General features: G+C 74.6%; 11 protein-coding genes. 4 read left to right on the top strand and 7 right to left on the bottom strand.

Going from position 1 to position 16,452, the window contains the following annotated elements:
* Positions 1-139: 139 nt before the first annotated feature.
* The gene (locus tag ABZX40_RS23530) at positions 140-790 is read left to right on the top strand and encodes a TetR/AcrR family transcriptional regulator (RefSeq protein ID WP_355738420.1); all 651 of its coding nucleotides are present in this window, start codon (positions 140-142) and stop codon (positions 788-790) included.
* Between the two features lie 55 nt (positions 791-845).
* On the opposite strand, the gene galE is transcribed toward ABZX40_RS23530, so the two are convergent.
* The gene (gene galE, locus ABZX40_RS23525; RefSeq protein WP_355738422.1) at positions 846-1,826 is read right to left on the bottom strand and encodes a UDP-glucose 4-epimerase GalE; all 981 of its coding nucleotides are present in this window, start codon (positions 1,824-1,826) and stop codon (positions 846-848) included.
* Positions 1,827-2,098: 272 nt separating this feature from the next.
* The gene (locus tag ABZX40_RS23520) at positions 2,099-2,599 is read right to left on the bottom strand and encodes a MarR family transcriptional regulator (RefSeq protein ID WP_355738425.1); all 501 of its coding nucleotides are present in this window, start codon (positions 2,597-2,599) and stop codon (positions 2,099-2,101) included.
* 161 nt (positions 2,600-2,760) lie between these two features.
* Between ABZX40_RS23520 and ABZX40_RS23515 the strand changes: the two genes are divergently transcribed.
* On the top strand, positions 2,761-3,174 hold the full coding sequence (locus tag ABZX40_RS23515; protein ID WP_355738428.1) for an organic hydroperoxide resistance protein: 414 nt from the start codon (positions 2,761-2,763) through the stop codon (positions 3,172-3,174).
* A gap of 238 nt (positions 3,175-3,412) precedes the next feature.
* Here the strand turns inward: ABZX40_RS23515 and ABZX40_RS23510 are convergent, their stop codons facing one another.
* The 5 genes from ABZX40_RS23510 to ABZX40_RS23490 all read right to left on the bottom strand — a co-directional run bounded on the left by ABZX40_RS23510 (position 3,413) and on the right by ABZX40_RS23490 (position 12,200).
* Positions 3,413-4,966, bottom strand: coding sequence for a hypothetical protein (locus tag ABZX40_RS23510; RefSeq protein WP_355738431.1), 1,554 nt, complete (start codon positions 4,964-4,966; stop codon positions 3,413-3,415).
* A 346-nt stretch (positions 4,967-5,312) separates the two neighbouring features.
* Positions 5,313-7,529 (bottom strand): bifunctional glycosyltransferase family 2 protein/CDP-glycerol:glycerophosphate glycerophosphotransferase, encoded by a 2,217-nt coding sequence (locus tag ABZX40_RS23505; RefSeq protein ID WP_355738434.1) that lies wholly within the window; start codon positions 7,527-7,529, stop codon positions 5,313-5,315.
* A 273-nt stretch (positions 7,530-7,802) separates the two neighbouring features.
* Positions 7,803-8,321, bottom strand: a complete 519-nt coding sequence (locus ABZX40_RS23500; RefSeq protein WP_355738834.1) for a carbohydrate ABC transporter permease — start codon at positions 8,319-8,321, stop codon at positions 7,803-7,805.
* Complete coding sequence (locus ABZX40_RS23495; protein WP_355738437.1) at positions 8,322-8,483, bottom strand: hypothetical protein; 162 nt, start codon at positions 8,481-8,483, stop codon at positions 8,322-8,324.
* Between the two features lie 153 nt (positions 8,484-8,636).
* The gene (locus tag ABZX40_RS23490) at positions 8,637-12,200 is read right to left on the bottom strand and encodes an FHA domain-containing protein (protein WP_355738837.1); all 3,564 of its coding nucleotides are present in this window, start codon (positions 12,198-12,200) and stop codon (positions 8,637-8,639) included.
* A 790-nt stretch (positions 12,201-12,990) separates the two neighbouring features.
* Between ABZX40_RS23490 and ABZX40_RS23485 the strand changes: the two genes are divergently transcribed.
* A complete protein-coding gene (locus tag ABZX40_RS23485) occupies positions 12,991-14,724 on the top strand; it encodes a protein kinase (RefSeq protein WP_355738440.1) in 1,734 nt (577 codons plus the stop codon).
* Positions 14,725-15,062: 338 nt separating this feature from the next.
* A complete protein-coding gene (locus ABZX40_RS23480) occupies positions 15,063-16,310 on the top strand; it encodes a serine/threonine-protein kinase (RefSeq protein WP_355738443.1) in 1,248 nt (415 codons plus the stop codon).
* The last annotated feature ends 142 nt before the right edge of the window (positions 16,311-16,452 follow it).

The following is a 16,452-nucleotide window of genomic DNA, read 5'->3' as shown; positions in this document are numbered from 1 at the left end:
CGACGCGCTCTTCTTGACGTCTTACGCGTCTCTTCACGCCCTCTTACGTCGGGACGGGACCGTATCGTCGTAACGCGAGCGTAGGCCCAATCGACGACGGAACGCAACCGTATCGTCGTGACGGCCTATGCTGGTCGGCATGAGCAGCGACGCCGACGGACCGCCCTCCGGGCCCCCTGCGCGGCCCCCCGCCCGCCCGCGCCGACGGGCCCCGGCGGGGGCGGCGGTGCTGCGTGAGGATGTGACGGAGGCGATCAGGGCCGCGGTGTTCGCGGAGCTCGCCGCCGTCGGCTACGCGCGGATGTCCATCGAGGGCATCGCGCGGCGGGCGGGGGTCGGCAAGATGGCGGTGTACCGGCGCTGGCGGTCCAAACTGCACCTGGTGCTGGACATCGTCTCCGCGCTCGCCGTGCAGGGCCTGCCCGCGCCGGACACCGGCTCCCTGGAAGGCGATCTTCGCCTGCTGTACGAGGTCATGTCCCGTGCGCTGCGCCATCCGATCGCGTCCCAGATCATTCCCGACCTCCAGGCGGAGGCCGCGCGCAATCCCGAGATCGCGGAGGCGATGCAGAAGGCGCTGCGGGACGGCCAGGAGGGCGTGGCCAGCACGATCGTCGCGGCGGCGGCGGAGCGGGGGGAGGTGCGGGCCGGATGCGACAAGGAGGTCGCGCTCGATCTGATCTCCGGGCCGCTGTACTGGCGGTCGGTGGTGATCCGGAGCGATCGGCTGCCGAAGGACTATCTGGGGGCGCTGGCTCGGGCCACGGCGGGGGCGCTCAAGGCGTTGTAGCGGGTGCGCACCGGGTGAGCGTTTGATCGATTGATCGTTCCGACCATGCGCCTGATCAGTTCCGGGCCGCCGACGGGAAGCGGCGCAGCCATCCGTCCCAGGCCGAGGCGATCATGTCGTGGACGTCGTGCTTGGCCTTCCAGCCGAGTTCGCCGGTGATGCGGTCGGCGGAGGCGACCACGCGGGCCGGGTCGCCGGGGCGGCGCGGGGTGACCGTGGGGGCGCGGTGGTGTCCGGTGATCGCATTGATGCGGTCGATCATCTCGCGGACCGAAACGCCCTCGCCGCGACCGATGTTGAGCGTGAGATCGCGTCCGGGGGAGGCGGTCAGCGCGCGGGCGGCGACCACATGCGCGTCGGCCAGGTCGACCACATGGATGTAGTCCCGCACACAGGTACCGTCGGGAGTCGGGTAGTCGTCGCCGAAGATCCGCGGGGGAGCGTCCTCGGTGAGCTTCTCGAAGACCATGGGGATGAGGTTGAAGACGCCGATGTCGGCGAGTTCGGGGCGGGCCGCGCCTGCCACGTTGAAGTAGCGCAGGGACGCGGTCGCCAGGCCCGTCGCCCGGCCGGTCGCCCGGACCAGCCACTCGCCCGCGAGCTTGGTCTCGCCGTACGGGGACAGCGGCGCGCAGGGCGTCTCCTCGGTGACTAGATCGACGTCCGGCATCCCGTAGACGGCCGCCGAGGAGGAGAACACGAAGGAGGTGATCCCGGCCGCGGTGACCGCCTCCAGCAGAACGCGCAGCCCCTCGACGTTCTCCCGGTAGTAGTGCAGCGGCATGTCGACCGACTCGCCGACCTGCTTCTTCGCTGCCAGATGGATCACACCGGTGATCCCGTGCCCCGCGAGCACCTTGCTCAGCCGCACCCCGTCCACGACCGTACCGACCTCCAGCGGGACCCCGTCCGGTACGCGCTCGGCGATCCCGGTGGACAGGTCGTCGTACACCACCGCGCGCTCGCCCGCCGCGGTCAGCGCGCGCACCACGTGCGCCCCGATGTAGCCGGCGCCTCCGGTGATCAGCCAGGTCATCTGCCGCCAGTCCCCTCGTCGGTCGGTCCCGTCCACAGTCAAGCAGGCTGCGGACCGCAGCGCGCCGGGGGCGTGGCGTGAAGGCGACGGGCGGGGGACGGAACGGGACGGGACGGGGGTCGGGTGGGGATTGGGGACAGCGGGCGGGGGGTGCGGGGCGGAGGGGTGACTGGGCGAGGTGGCGGGGCGGAGGCGCAGGGTGTGCGATGGCGGACGCCGAAGGGCGTGGTCCGTGATCCGTGGTTCGCGGTCGGTGGTTCGTGGTCCGGGGGTCAGTCCGTCAGTGCCGCGTCCAGGCGGGACGTCAAGTCGTCGATCCTCGCTTTGAGGTCGCGGATCTCGTCGATGTCGCAGCCGGTGGCCGTGGCGATCCGGCGGGGGACGTCCAGCGCGCGTTCGCGCAGGGCGCGGCCCTCGTCGGTCAGTCGGATCTCGACCGAGCGCTCGTCCTGGGTGCTGCGCTCGCGGCGGACCAGACCTGCCGCCTCCAGCCGCTTGAGCAGGGGCGAGAGTGTGCCGGAGTCGAGGCGCAGATGTTCGCCGAGCTGTTTGACGGGGAGTTCGCCGTGCTCCCAGAGGACCAGCAGCACCAGGTACTGGGGGTAGGTCAGTCCGAGATCCTTGAGGATCACGCGGTAGAGGCCGTTGAACGCGCGCGAGGCGGCGTGCAGGGAGAAGCAGATCTGGCGGTCCAGGAGCAGCAGGTCCTGGTCCGGGCTGTGGGCGGGGGGCGCGGTGGCCGGTGGCGTGGCGGGGGTGCGAGTCGGAGTCATGCACCCAGCATACCTCTCGCCCGTCACTTAGTTGCGAGCAATTGAATTGCATGCTTCACTTGTTCCTGTCGGGGGCCGGAAACGGTCGCCGAACGCCGAAGCGACACCGCATTCGCACTTCGCACAGACACCGTGCGGACTCCGAGAGGGATGGTTCACCCATGGACGCGCTCTACACCGCCGTAGCCACCGCCACCCACGGCCGCGAGGGCCGCGCCGTCAGCTCCGACGGCAAGGTCGACGTCAAGCTGGCCCCGCCCGTCGAGCTGGGCGGCAGCGGCGAGGGCACCAACCCCGAGCAGCTGTTCGCCGCTGGCTACGCCGCCTGTTTCGGCAGCGCGCTCGGTGTGGTGGGCCGCCAGGCCAAGGTCGATGTCAGTGAGGCCGCCGTCACCGCGGAGGTCGGCATCGGCAAGCAGGGCGAGGGCTTCGCGCTCAAGGTGACCCTGCGCATCGAACTCCCCGACTCCGTGGACGAGGCCACCGGCCGCAAGCTCGTCGAGACCGCCCACCAGGTCTGCCCCTACTCCAACGCCACCCGCGGCAACATCCCGGTCGAGCTGGTCATCGAGTAACCGATCGGGGTGCGGTTCGCCTGCTGAACGAACACCCGATCACGGAACGAACAGCCGATCAGGAGGGGAACAGGAGGGAAGGGCGAGGGAGCGATTGATCGTTCCGCGCGGGTCTGTACGGATCGAACGGACCCGCGCGGAACGATCAAACGCCGTGATCGAAACCCACCCGCCCATCACTCCACCTCGCTCCACTGCACTGCGCTGCACTCCACCTCGCCACCACCCCGCCCTCCCCTCACCCCACCCGCGCCAGCACCTCCCCCGTCCGTTCGCTCCACGTCACCACCACCGCGCCCGTCGGCAGTGTTCGTCGGCGGGTGAGCAGGATCCAGCGGACGTGATATCGCCGGACGACGGCGGCGCGCTCGGCGGCGGTGGAGCCGGGGGAGAGGTACGTACGGACAGCCGCCAGCCGATCGTTCCGCGCGGACTCGTCCAGGGCGGGGTCGGGAACGACCGGGGCGACCGTGTTCACCCCGTACCCGGCCAGCCCGTGCACGGTGTCCCGGCCCTCGGCGAGCACCACGTCACCCCGCTCGATGTGCTGCGCCGCCCACGCGTACGACATTCCGCTTGCTGAACGATCGGAACCGGTCCGATCGAACGATCCCGGCAGTACCGCCGCGCCCTGCACACCGAGCAGCCCCGCGCACGCCCCGCCCGCCGCCACCGCTCCCAGCCCGCGCCGCCAGGCCGGCCAGGGGCGTGGCGCGGCCAGTTCCACCGCGAGCGCGCACTGCGGTGGCACCAGGGCCAGCGCGAGCAGCGCCCCATCGACCGAACCGGCGCCCAGCAGCCCGTACGCCACCACCGTGAGCCCCGGTAGCGCCATCAGCAGCAGTGGGTCGCGCCAGGAGCCGCGCCGGGCCCGGAGCCACAGGGCCGGGATCCCCGCGAGCAGCGCGGCCCAGCAGGCACCGCCCAGGGACCCCGTCGAGGGCGACAGGACAGAACGATCACCGGTCGCGTGAGCGAACCCGGCGGTGAACACGTCGTAGTACGGCCAGGTCCACAGCACCGCCGCCATGGTGGCCGCGGCCCAGCCCCAGCGCGGGAGGGCACGGAGGCGACCGCACCCGATCAGAGCGACCGCCCCCGCCCCCGCACCGACGCCCACCAGCGGGTCGATTAGCGCGATCAGCCCGTACAGGACGCCCAGGGCCGCGTACCCGAGAGGGCTCGGCAGACCGCTGGGGCCGACGAAGCGCACCCTGCCCGTGTCCCGCGCGCGGGTGCCGGTCAGCGCCCACGCCCACAGCGTCAGTCCGAGCGCGCACACCGAGGGGTCCCCCAGACCGGCGGTGAGCGGCAGCAGGGCGAGCGACACGCCGGTCGGCCCCGCCTCGGTGCCCCATAGCAGTGTCAGCGCGGCGAGCGCCAGGACCGGTGCCCAGGGGCGGGGCGTCAGCATCCGGACGAAGCGGCCGACGCCGGTCAGCAGCACCGCCAGATTGACCGGCCCGGCCAGCCGTACCGCCTCCCAGCCGCCCAGGCCGGTCACCCGCGCGAGGGCGCCCTGCACGACGGTGTACGGGGTGTGGGCGGGGCTGCCGTCGCCCGGCAGCGCGGCCACGGGATGGCGTGGGTGTGTGAGATCCGCCGCGAGGCGTTCGACGACTGCCGCGTCCAGCCCGGCGTCACAGCACAGCGGGACCCGCCAGTACGCCAGCGACACCACCAGCCAGCACAGCAGCCCGAAGACCAGGTACGGCGTCGGGCGCCAGGGACGTCCCCCACGCAGGGCGCTAGAGCCCCCTACGGAACGCTCGGCCAGGACGGGGGCGTTCACCGGGCGGCCGGGGGGATCGGGAGCGACGGAGGCTGGGGCACTGGCCGTACCTTCCCGCCGGACCCGATCCCCTGACCTCCTGTCACCGCAACGGACGAACCCGTTTGCCGGGACCGCCGCCCGCGCGCGTACCGGTGTCCGGGCCGCCCGGCGGGTCCGCGCGGCGCCGCCCGGGGCGACCGGCGGGCCGCCAGGTGGACGGCCGGCTCGGCGTGGGCCGCGAGGTGCTCATGCACGCTCCCAGGGCGCGGCGGGCAGGACGGGGGGCGTCGGGGTGCTCATACGGTGCTCCCGGAGGGCAAGGCATGGATGACGACAGGGGCGAGGGCGAGGCCGTCCGCCGGTCTCAGGGGCGGTCGTCGCTCGCCGGGTCCGCGCGGGTGCCCGCGGGCCGGTCCACGGTGGCCTGCGGGGGCCGGGTCAGCGAGGCCGCCGCGGGCACAGGATGCCGCTCCTGCGTCGGCACCACCACCGGCCACCCCGCCGTCTCGCCCGTCTGCCCCAGCACCAGGTGGCGGACGACCCGTTCGGCGGCACGTCCGTCGTCATGGGGGCAGAAACGTTCACGGAACGCCGCCCGCACCTGGGCCGAGCGGGAGCCGCACCAGTGACCGGACGCGAAGATGTCGATCAGTTCGTCCTCGTCGCGTGCGAGGGCGCCCGGCGGGAAGGCGCGCAGATCGACATAGGTGCCCCGGGCCGCTTCGTAGGCGGCCCGGTCGTCCATGTGCAGCACGATCGGTCGGTCGAGCCCGGCGTAGTCGAACATCAGGGGCGCGTAGTCGGTGATCAGTGCGTCGGAGGCCAGACACAGGGAGCGGATGTCCGGATGATCACCGACATCGATCAACCGATCGGGGAGCCGGTCGCCGAGGCCGGTGTGCGCGGTACGGGCCAGGAGCACGAAGCGCGGGCCGAGACGGCGCAGGACGCGTTCCAGGTCGAGGAGGGCGGACTGGGTGCGGCGGTAGTCGCGGTGGGCAGGCACGTACAGCAGGGCCACCGTGCCCGCGGGGACGCCGAGCGACTCGCGCAGCCGCGTCACGTCCGCCGGGGTCGCCCGCTGGAAGACGTCGTTGCCGGGGCACCCGTACTCCAGGGTCCGGTAGCGGCCGGGGAAGACTCGCTCGAAGGTGAGCGTGGCATGGCGGTTCCCGGACAGGACGTAGTCCCACTGGTCGACCGCGCGGAGCAGTCGGCCGAAGTCGGTGCCGCGCGCCGCCGCCGGGCGGTCCAGCAGGTCCAGGCCCAGATGCCCGAGCGGGGTTCCCTGGCCGGTCTGCACCACGATCTGGGCTGATCGTTTGATGAAACAGTGGTCGAGATCGGTATCGGTGATCAGATACTTCGAGCGGGCCAGCGCGCTCCAGTAGGCGGCCGTGTCCGGGGCGAGCCGGCGCGGGCCCGGCGGCACGGTGTGCTGATGCTCCGGGCGGGCGATCCAGGCGGTGCGCAGGTGCGGGGCCAGCGCGCGGAACGCCGCCTCCAGCACCCCTGGACCGCTGCCGTGGCCCGCCCGAGCCGTGAACACCGCCCGGTCCTCGCGCAGCGGCAGCCGCCGCTGGAGGCCGTAGTGCAGCCGCAGGGCACCGGTGCGCAGGGCGCGGGACAGCCGGGCGGTGAGGTGTGCGGTGCGGCGGGCGCCGGTGGTGATCAGGCGCAGCGCGCGCAGGGTGCGGTGCATCCCGAGACGCAGCGGGGTGTGCCGTACGGCGTGGCGGACGCCGGGGGCGCGGTGGCGGCGGCAGCAGTCACGGGCGCGGCGCAGGAAGGCGGCGTGGGCGCGGCGCGGCAGCCGGGCGGACCGCGCCGCGAGGTGATCGAGCATGCGGCGGTACAGCACCGGGTGCCAGGTGGCGGCGAGTCCGGGGCGCTGTTCGAGCAGGGCGAAGACGCGATCGTATTGATCGAAGATGTTCGTTCCGCCGGGCGATGCCGTGTGGTGAGGCCGTCGTTCGTGGACGCAGACCTGATCGAGAGTGGCGAGTTGCTCGGCGGCGAGCAGCGTGCCGTACGACCAGACGTACGGCTGATCGGCGGGGAGGTGCGCGGCGCGCTCGTCGAGGAACTCGCGGCGGTACGCCCGGCTCCAGGCCGGGGTGGCGAGCAGCCCGGGGCGGTCGGTGGGGGCGAACGGCGCCGGGCCGTGCTCGGCCAGCTCCGGCGGGCCCGGCTCCGGCACCGGGGTGCCCGTCCTGTCCAGGCGGACGCGCCCGTGGACCAGGAGGTCCGGCTCACCGGTCTCCTTGAGCCGGTCGGCGATCGTGCGCAGCGCGTGCGGGGTGAGGGTGTCGGTGCCGTCGAGGAAGAGCAGATAGTCACCGGTCGCCCGCTCCAGCGCGGCGGCACGCGCGCGACCGGTGTGCTCGGGCAGCCGTACGGTCCTCACGCGCGGGTCGCGGGCCGCGAAGTCGTCGAGGATCGCGCCGCAGGCGTCCGGCGAACCGTCGTCGACCCCGATCACCTCGATATCGCTGTACGACTGGGAGAGCACCGACTCCAGGCACTCGTGCAGATACGCCTGAACCTGGTACGCGGGGACGATGACAGTGAACCTGGGCAAGGGGGCATCCAAGGGTCGTCACGGGCGTTCTGCCCGGCAACGGCCCCTGGAGCGCGGGGGTTACGCGGTGTACGGCAATCGGGGGACAAGGGCGCGCCGCTGTCGGTGCGCCCCAACGTCCCTCCGGAAAAGGCCACTTCACCGCAGCCGCTCCACCCCCGCTGCCCCACTCCGGTCACTTCATCCCGGCCGCCCCGCTCCGGTCACTTCATCCCGGCCACGTCACCGCGGCCACTTCGGCCCGGCCACGTCGCCTCGGTCTCGTCACCTGGGTCACTTCACCGCCCCCGCCATCACCCCCGACGCGAACTGCCGCTGGAACGCGAGGAACACCGCCAGGGGGATCGCCATCGAGATGAACGCGCCCGGTGCCAGTACATCGATGTTGTTGCCGAACTGCCGTACCCGGGTCTGGAGCGCGACCGTGATCGGCTGGCTGTCCGCGTCCGTGAAGACCAGCGCGACGAGCATGTCGTTCCACACCCACAGGAACCGGAAGATCCCCAGGCCGGCGATCGTCGGCCCGCCGAGCGGCATCACGACCGTGGCGAACAGCCGGAGTTCACCCGCCCCGTCCAGCCGCGCCGCCTCCTGCAGTTCCTTGGGGATCTCGGCGAAGAAGTTCCGCAGGAGGAACACCGCGAAGGGCAGTCCGAGACCGACATGGAAAACGATCACGCCCATGATCGAACCGAACAGACCGATCGCGCCGAACAGACCGATCCCACCGAACAGTTCCGCGTCCTGCGAGGAGCGCAGTGAGGACAGCAACAGCCCGAACGTCGGTACCAGTCAGAACAGTCCGACAACGATCAGGAACACCCGGGCCGCGCCCCCGCTCAGCCGCCCCACGATCCGCGACCCCGACGACGGCCGGTCCCGCCCCGACGGCTCGGCCGACCCGGCGGCCCCGGCCGGTTCCACGGGGGGCGTCTTGCTCGTCCGAACGTTCATCGCCGGCCCTCCCGCCGCAGCCGCCGGATGTTGAACCACATCATCGGGATCACCAGAAGCAGCAGGAACACCGCGATCGGGCCTGGCGATGCCCGGCGGGCGGGGGAACGGACAAGGGCGGAAGGCACACGGGCACGGGCCGTCCGCCGGGGGCTACAGCAGCGACGGCACCTCCGGCGCCGACACCTCCCGCGCCGCCCGCTCCAACGCGCTGGCCAGCAAGGCCAGATCGGTGGGCCCGTTGCCCAGCTCCCGGACCGGGCGCCGGGTCGGCGGGTCGCCCGCGCGCTCCCACTCCACCGGCACGACCGTCGGCCGCAGCGTCGCCGTCCGCGGGATGCGGCCCGTCACCCGGCCGCCCTGGAACGCCGTACCGCGGCTGTCGCCGCCCAGCAGCCGTCCCCGGCCCGGCGCGGGCTCCTCCGGGCCCTCCAGCGGCGCCTCCAGCTCCACCCGCAGCGCCGCCCGCCGCACCGGCTCCGTCTCCGCCGTACGGCCCCCCGGATGCGCCGCCGACACCAGGTGCACGCCCAGCCGCTCGCCCTCGCGCGCGACCGCCTCCAGCGCCCGCATCACCGACCCCGCCGCCGGACGGCCCGGCGACCCGAGGGCGGGGGAGACCAGCGCGTCCAGATCGTCCACCACGACCACCAGCCGGGGCAGCGGCGGCGGCGCCTCCGCCCGTCGGCGCGCCGCCGCGGGCCGCAGCCGCAGGGTCGAGCTGGGCGGGGTGTCTATGTCCCCGGACGCGGATGCGGATGCCGACGCCGAAGAGGATGCCGAAGAGGATGCCGACGCGGACGACGACATGGGCCCCCCGCCCCGGCCCCCCGGCCCCGTGTCGCCCCGGTCCGCCCCCTGGGGCATCCGTTGCGGCACGATACGGCCCGGCATCCCCTGCCCCGCGTATCCGGTGTGCCCCGCCTGGGCCGCCTGTCCCGCGTGCCAGCCCGTGAAGTCCGTACGGCCCACCAGCTCCGCCCGCCGCTTCAGCTCCGCCGACAGGGACTGGGCGAACTCCCGCATCCGCACCGGGTCGTTGACCGTCAGATGGGTCGTCACATGGGGCAGCTCGGTACAGACCCGCAGCCCGTCCGCCGGGCCCCCGCCCGTCCCCACGCCGTCCCGCCCGTCTATCAGGATCATGCCCAGCCGGTCGGGGCGCTCGGCCGCCGCGAGCGAGGCCACCACCGCCCGCAGCAGCTCCGTACGGCCGCTGCCGGACGGCCCCTCGATCAGCAGATGCGGGCCCTCGGCCACCAGGTCCACGCCGACCGGCCCGCGCGCGCCCGCGCCCAGGACCGCCCAGGCCCGCCCACCGACCGCCTGCCGGTCGTCCGCCGCGTCCGCCCAACGGGCCATCAGCGACGCCGGGGTGGCCCGCGCCAGCCCCAACTCGTCCAGCAGCCGGGCCGCCTGCGGCAACGGGGCCGACACCCGCGCGTGCCGCTCGCCGCCCGAGCCCTCCGGACGCAGCGGCGCCAGCGCCCGCGCGAACCGCTCCGCCCAGGCCGGGGACACCGCGTCCACAGCGGCGGACGTCCCCTGCCCCAGCGGCCCGCGCCCCGGCCCTTCCGACGCCACCCGCAGCAGCCGCAGCGCCGTTGCCACATCCCCGCCCAGCAGCGCCACCGCCCCGCACTCCCGGAACACCGGGACCGCCGCGCACGCCGCCTCGAACATCTCCGCCGCAGGCGCCGACCCGGTGGCCGCCGCCGTCTCCGCCAGGCACAGCACATGGATCCCGGCCCGGGGGCCCTCCGCGCACAGCCGCGCCAGCGCGTCCCGCAGCCCGGAACCGCCCGGATCGCCGTCCACCACGACCACCGTGTACGGGCCCGGGACAGCCGCCCCGCCCGCGTCGCCGCCCGCCTCGCCGTCCGCGTTGGCCGCCGCCCAGGAGGGCCGGTGCGCCCCGCTGCCCCCGCGCGCGGGGAGGTCGTAGCGGACCGTGCCGTCGGCGAGTCGTTCCTCCATGCCCCGCAGCAGCTCGTCCACGCGGGCCGCCGCCTGTTCGCGGTCGTAGGCGAGGAGCAGTCGGCAGTCCTGGCCGTGGCGTGGGCGGACCTGGGGGAGCCAGCCGAGCCAGGACCACTCGGCGGTCCGCTCCCGCACCGGCCGCGCACGGTCCGCGCTGATCAGGACGATCTCCAGCCCGTCCGGCGAGTGCAGCGCGGCGAGCTGGGCCAGCACCGCGCGGGCCAGCCCCGCCAGCCGGGGGCGCGGCCCGGCCAGGCCCAGCGCGCCCGCCTCCCGCAGATCGGCGGTCACCGGTACGGCGGGCAGCAGCCCGGAGCCGTCCGGCGCCGGACGGTCGGCCGTGCCCAGCCGGACCGTCAGCGCCTCCGGGTGGCCCGGCGAGCGCTCCCACAGCCGGGGACCGGGGCCCAGCGCGGTCAGCAGCAGCGCGGCCGGATCCGGCCAGGTGTCCGGCAGCGGGACGGCGCTCGGGCCGTCCGCCGCCGCGGCCTCGGGAACCGTCTCGCGCGCGTAGGGGGCCTCGTCGTCGTAGGGCGTGCCCCCGCCCGGCTCCGGTTCGCCCCGGCCTCCGGCCAGCCGCCGGGCCCACGCGGAGAGGCCCCGCTTACGGGGGCCGGGGGCGGGGGCGTCGGTGCCGCGCAGCGGGGTGTCCTTGCGCGCGGAGGGTCCGGCGCCGCCCGGCGCGGTGCCCTGGGGGCCGGTTCCGAGCCCGGCGCCGTGTGTGTCGCCCTCGCGCGCACGGGGGCCGGGAACACCGCCGGGGTCCCGCCGACGCGCCCCGCCGGGCCCACCCGGCCCTCCGGCCCCGTAACCCCCGTCGTGCCTGGCACCGAACCCGCCCGAGTGGGCATGACCTGAAGATTCCCCGGGACCCCCGGGGCCCCCGGCGAACCCACCCGGCCGACTCTCCACCCTCGGCGCCCCGCCCTGCCCCGGCACGATCGGCGGCTCCACGGGCGCGTGCTCCTGGGCGCCCGGCGCGTCCCAGCCGGCCGTGGCATGCGTCACCCGGGCCTCGCCCGCACCCGGCACCGAAGGAACCCCCGGAGGGACGCCGGTCGACGCGGGCGCGGGCGGCGCCACCCGCACATACCCCTCCCCGTCCGGCTCCGTACGCATCCGCGCCCCCAGCCCCCCGGGCGGCGCGATCCGCAGCGCCGACTCGCCGATCCGCAGCAGCGCGCCCGGCGCGAACCGCACCGCGCGGGGGCCCACCCGGCGGCCGTCCAGGGCCGTGCCGTTCGTGGAACCGAGGTCGGCGACCGTGGCGCGGCCGTCGGCGGTCAGGGTGACCGCGCAGTGCAGCCGGGAGACGTCCGGGTCGTCCAGGGGGACATCGGCGTCGGCGGAGCGGCCGACGGTGACCTGCCCGCCGTGCAGCAGATGGACCCCGCCCGCGTCCGGGCCCGCGATGACGTCCAGCCGGGCCGGGGCGTCGTCCAGCTCGGGATGGGGCTCGGGGTCGGCCGGGGCGCCCACCGACAGCACCGCGCCGTCGACCAGCGGGGGTTCGCCCAGGGTGCAGCGCTGGGCGTCCAGCCGCTCCGCGCCCGTGAAGAGCACCACCGGACCGCGATCGGCGCCCGCCTCTCCCGCGACCGCCGCCGCCAGGGCCGAGGCCACCGCGGCCAGGGCCGTCCCCGCCGGGGCCGTGACCAGTACGTCGCAGCGCGCGGTGCGGCCACGGGTCTCGGAGGGCGGGCCGAGCGGGTCTACGACGGTCAGCCGGATCTGCATCGGCGCCAGCGGTCCCTTCTGCGCGGGCACCCGCGCGCCGGGAACGGGCCGAACCGCGGTCCCCCACCGCGGACTTCCCCCCACCGCACGAGCGCGTCGGCCAGTACTGACAGGCATCCTCGCACCTGCCACCGACAACGCGCCCGCCGCCCACCGTCAAGTGATCTTGATTGGTCGGCTCTGCCCGCAAAAGTGCCTGTCCGGTACCGGGTGTCGGTCCGTTTGAGATCGATTCCTGGTCGGTTTCTGCTCGATTCCTGCTCGACTCCCGGTCGATCCCCGATCGAATCACCCTCCGCCCGCCCCTCCGCGCGACGCCCGCCCCACTTCCACCTGCTCCTCCGCCCGACGCCCGCCTCACCTCAACCCGACCCCCGCTCGACACCCACCTCACCTCTGGCTGCCCCCGCCCCCGCCCCGCCTCGCCGCCCCCGCTCCACTTGAGATCGGTCACGCCCTCGCCCGGCAACCAACCGCCCTGACCGGAGCGTCTTTCCCTCGAACACCGGTGTGGGGCGTCCCACGGCCCCGCCCACCGGGCACGGCCACGACGGAAGCGACGACCACAGCAACGACCACAGCGACGGCCAACGCGATGACCAGGGCCATGACCAGGGCGACAACCAACGCAATGACAGCGACGACCAACGCGACGACCGCCACGACAGCCCGGCCACCGGCGGGGCGGCACTACAGTGGGGCGGAACACCCGTAGCACACTCCGCGCGGTGTACGGACCAGGCAGGCAAGCGGCGAGCAGGTGGCCGGCAAGCAACAGGGAGCGCATGACGTGCGGCCGGTAGGCAGCAAGTACCTCCTGGAGGAGCCGCTCGGACGCGGCGCCACAGGCACCGTCTGGCGCGCCCGCCAGCGTGAGACCGCCGGCGCCGAGGCGGCCGTGCCCGGTCAGCCCGGCGAGACCGTCGCCATCAAGGTCCTCAAGGAGGAGCTGGCCGGCGACCCGGACGTGGTGATGCGCTTCCTCAGAGAGCGTTCCGTCCTGCTGCGGCTCACCCACCCGAACATCGTGCGGGTGCGTGACCTGGTGGTCGAGGGCGAGCTGCTGGCCCTGGTCATGGACCTGGTCGACGGCCCCGACCTGCACCGCTACCTGCGCGAGAACGGCCCCCTGACGCCGGTGGCCGCGTCCCTGATGACCGCCCAGGTCGCCGACGCCCTCGCCGCCAGCCACACCGACGGTGTCGTCCACCGCGATCTCAAGCCGGCGAACGTGCTGCTGAAGCAGTACCAGGGCCAGATGCACCCGATGCTGACCGACTTCGGCATCGCCCGGCTGGCCGACTCGCCCGGTCTGACCCGCACCCACGAATTCGTGGGCACGCCCGCGTATGTGGCCCCCGAGTCCGCCGAGGGCCGCCCGCAGACCTCCGCCGTCGACATCTACGGCGCCGGGATCCTGCTCTACGAGCTGGTCACCGGCCGTCCGCCGTTCTCCGGCGGCACCGCGCTCGAAGTGCTGCACCAGCATCTGAGCGCCGAGCCGCGCCGCCCGTCCACCGTCCCCGAACCGCTGTGGACGGTCATAGAGCGCTGCCTGCGCAAGAACCCCGACGACCGGCCCAGCGCCGAGAACCTCGCGCGCGGGCTGCGGGTCGTCGCCGACGGCATCGGGGTGCACGCGAACTCCGCGCAGATCTCCGCCGCCGAGGGTGTCGCCGCGCTGCTCGCCCCGGACCCGTCCCCGGCGACCGTGCCCCCCACGCCCGGGGCCGCCGACCCGACCCAGGTGCTCCCGCACGGAGCGCCGGGCGCGTACGACCCGCACGCCGCGACCAGCGTGCTCCCGCACACCGGGGGCCCCTCGGGCGCCGCCGACCCCACCGCCGTCCTGCCCAGCACCGGCGGGCCCGGCCGGGGCGGGGCCGATCCGACGTCCGTGCTGCCCCCGGTGCCGCCGAACCAGCCCGGACAGCCGCCGCAGGGCGACGACCCGCACCCCTGGCAGAACCAGCTGCGGGCCGCCCGCGACCGCAACGAGCAGACCCAGGTCCAGTACCTGGACCCCAGCCAGGACCCGCTGCGCCGCCGCCCCCAGCGGCAGCCGGCCCCCCAGCAGCCGCCGCAGCCGCCCCAGCGCCCGCAGCCCCGGCAGCAGCAGGCCCCGCCCCCCGGGTACGGCCAGCCGCAGCAGCCGCCCCCGTACCAGCCGCAGTACCAGCCCCAGCAGTACGCGCCCCAGCAGCCGCAACCGCCCCAGCAACCCCAGCAGCCGCAGCGGTACGCCCCGCCGCCCCCGCCGCAGCAGACCCGCCCCCAGCGTGAGCCCCGCGAGCCGCGCGAGCCGCGGCGCAGCTCCAACCCGATGCGGATCCCCGGGCTCGGCTGCCTCAAGGGCTGTCTTTTCACGGTCGTCATCCTCTTCGTGGCCGGCTGGCTGATCTGGGAGCTGAGCCCGCTCCAGGACTGGATCGGCACCGGCAAGGGCTACTGGGAGCAGCTCAGCGATCTGGTCGGCACGGTCACCGGCTGGATCGGCGACCTGGGCGGAGGCGGCTCGGCCTGAACACCGGGTCTGAAATAACGGCCCCGGAGAGCGGGCCTGAACAACGGGCCTGAACACCTGAACAGCGGACCCGGAGAGCGTGCCCGGCGAGCACCGCCGCACCCGCTCCGGGCCGCTGCCGCACACCCGCCGGACCGTCGCCGTAACCCCCGCCGTACCCCCACCCGACCGCCGCCGCAACACCCACCGGATCATCGCCGTACCCCCACCCGACCGCCGCCGTACGCACCCCAGTCGGTCGCTATGTCGACATCCGGTGGGTGATTTCCGCCTCCGCGGTGAAGGTTGGCCACTCGGACGCGTAGTTTTGGCGACAACACGCGTCTGTAGGAGCAGTCTTGGCACGGAAGATCGGCAGCCGGTACACCGCGAACCAGATCCTGGGGCGGGGCAGCGCCGGCACGGTGTGGCTGGGCGAGGGACCCGAGGGGCCCGTCGCCATCAAGATGCTGCGCGAGGATCTCGCCTCCGACCAGGAGTTGGTCTCCCGCTTCGTCCAGGAGCGCACCGCCCTGCTCGGCCTGGAGCATCCGAACGTGGTCTCGGTACGGGACCTGGTGGTCGACGGCAACGACCTCGCGCTCGTCATGGACCTGGTCCGTGGCACCGATCTGCGCACCCGTCTGGAGCGGGAGCGCCGGCTCGCGCCCGAGGCGGCGGTCACGATCGTCGCGGACGTGGCGGAGGGCCTCGCGGCGGCGCACGCGGCCGGGGTCGTCCACCGGGACGTCAAGCCTGAGAACGTGCTGCTGGACATGCAGGGCCCGCTCGGCCCCGGCGGCTCGCACCGCGCGCTGCTGACCGACTTCGGCGTCGCCAAGCTGATCGACACCGCGCGGCGCACCCGCGCCACGAAGATCATCGGCACGCCGGACTATCTCGCCCCCGAGATCGTCGAGGGCCTGCCCCCGCGCGCGGCCGTCGACATCTACGCACTGGCGACCGTCCTGTACGAGCTGCTGGCGGGCTTCACCCCGTTCGGGGGCGGGCACCCGGGGGCGGTGCTGCGCCGGCATGTCACGGAGACGGTCGTTCCCCTGCCGGGGATCCCCGAGGAGCTGTGGCAGCTGGTCATCCAGTGCCTGGCCAAGGCCCCGGCGTCCCGGCTGCGCGCCTCGGAGCTGGCGGTACGGCTGCGGGAGCAGCTGCCCTCGCTGGCCGGGCTGCCGCCGCTGGACGTCGACGAGCCCGACACGGACGCCGAGGCGGAGGGCGCGGCGCCAAGGGAGCGGGACGCCGGGGGCACCGGCGCGGAGCCGGTCGCGCGGGAGCGGCGCGGGGCGGTGCCGCTGGTGCGCGGCGCCCAGCCGGACTCCAGCCGGGACACGCATACGTCGATGAGGGTGCCGGCGCCGGACGAGCTGGCCGGGGGCGCGCACGGGACGGCGCGGGTGCCGAGGGCGCCAGGGGCGCCGCGTCCGGGGTCCGCGCGCAACCGGGCCGCCACGCGGCGGCGCCGGGTCGCGCTGGGCGCGGGGGCGGTGGTGCTGGCGGCGGCGGTGGGGGTCGGTACGTGGCTGGCGTCGGACGGAGGTGACGCGTCCCCGGGCGGCGGTACGGAACACTCGGCGCCGCCGACCCCCTGACCGGCCCGCTCCTCGGACGCCGGGGGAGCTGAGAGACTCACCGGCCCTGCGGTGACGCGTCCCCGGGCGGCGGCACGGAACACTCGGCTCCGCCGACCCCCTGACCGGCCCGCTCCTCGGACGCCGGGGGGGCTGAGAGACC

Source organism: Streptomyces sp. NPDC004610 (genome assembly GCF_040609715.1).
GTDB lineage: Bacteria > Actinomycetota > Actinomycetes > Streptomycetales > Streptomycetaceae > Streptomyces.
The sequence above is the reverse complement of the archived record's forward strand: the minus strand, read 5'-3'. Positions and strand labels throughout refer to the sequence as shown.

What these genes read in the sequence shown, in the direction of transcription:
- ABZX40_RS23530 (WP_355738420.1), top strand. Translation starts at nt 140, where the DNA reads ATGAGCAGCGACGCCGACGGACCGCCCTCCGGGCCCCCTGCGCGGCCC.
- galE (WP_355738422.1), bottom strand. Translation starts at nt 1,826, where the DNA reads ATGACCTGGCTGATCACCGGAGGCGCCGGCTACATCGGGGCGCACGTG.
- ABZX40_RS23520 (WP_355738425.1), bottom strand. Translation starts at nt 2,599, where the DNA reads ATGACTCCGACTCGCACCCCCGCCACGCCACCGGCCACCGCGCCCCCC.
- ABZX40_RS23515 (WP_355738428.1), top strand. Translation starts at nt 2,761, where the DNA reads ATGGACGCGCTCTACACCGCCGTAGCCACCGCCACCCACGGCCGCGAG.
- ABZX40_RS23495 (WP_355738437.1), bottom strand. Translation starts at nt 8,483, where the DNA reads ATGAACGTTCGGACGAGCAAGACGCCCCCCGTGGAACCGGCCGGGGCC.
- ABZX40_RS23490 (WP_355738837.1), bottom strand. Translation starts at nt 12,200, where the DNA reads ATGCAGATCCGGCTGACCGTCGTAGACCCGCTCGGCCCGCCCTCCGAG.